This window comes from Streptomyces sp. AC627_RSS907, from assembly GCF_019049165.1.
The window spans coordinates 1-782 of record NZ_JAGMUE010001028.1 but is presented as its reverse complement, the minus strand read 5'-3'; the positions used below and the strand labels follow the sequence as shown (position 1 = coordinate 782).

The following is a 782-nucleotide window of genomic DNA, read 5'->3' as shown; positions in this document are numbered from 1 at the left end:
GTCCTGGAACAGTCGCCGCATGTCCCCCAGATGGGAGACGGGCACCCCGACCCGGCCGACCTCGCCGCGGGCCAGGACGTGGTCGGGGTCGTAACCGGTCTGCGTCGGCAGGTCGAACGCGACCGACAGGCCGGTCTGGCCCTTGGCGAGATTGCGCCGGTACAGGGCGTTGGACGCCTCGGCGGTGGAGTGTCCGGCGTACGTCCGCATCAGCCACGGACGGTCCTTGTGACGCTCAGTCATGTGTGTGGTACCTCAGTGTCCGTCCGTCCGTTCGCTTATGCGTCGCGGAAGCGGTTGATCGCGTCGATGTGCTGGGCGCGCAGTTCCTCGTTGCGGACGCCGAGGCCCTCCTCGGGGGCGAGGGCGAGGACGCCGACCTTGCCCTGGTGGAGGTTGCGGTGCACGTCGTAGGCGGCCTGGCCGGTCTCGTCCAGGCGGTAGGTCTTGGACAGCGTGGGGTGGATCTTGCCCTTGGCGATCAGCCGGTTCGCCTCCCACGCCTCGCGGTAGTTGGCGAAGTGCGAGCCGACGATCTTCTTCAGCGACATCCACAGGTACCGGTTGTCGTACTCGTGCGTGTAGCCGGACGTCGAGGCGCAGGTGACGATGGTGCCGCCCTTGCGGGTGACGTAGACGGAGGCGCCGAACGTCTCGCGCCCCGGGTGCTCGAAGACGATGTCCACGTCCTCGCCGTCGGTCAGCTCGCGGATGCGCTTGCCGAACCGCTTCCACTCGCGCGGGTCCTGGGCGTGCTCGTCCTTCCAGAACCGGTAGCCTTC

2 protein-coding genes are annotated in these 782 nt (G+C 68.2%); both read right to left on the bottom strand.

Annotated features, from left to right (window positions below; genetic code table 11):
- Nucleotides 1-243 (bottom strand): methylmalonyl-CoA mutase family protein (locus KUM32_RS40065; protein ID WP_254406761.1); only part of this gene is annotated, 243 nt, incomplete at its 3' end.
- A gap of 35 nt (nucleotides 244-278) precedes the next feature.
- On the bottom strand, nucleotides 279-782 hold a 504-nt coding region (locus tag KUM32_RS40060), incomplete at its 5' end, for a zinc-binding dehydrogenase (protein ID WP_217146636.1).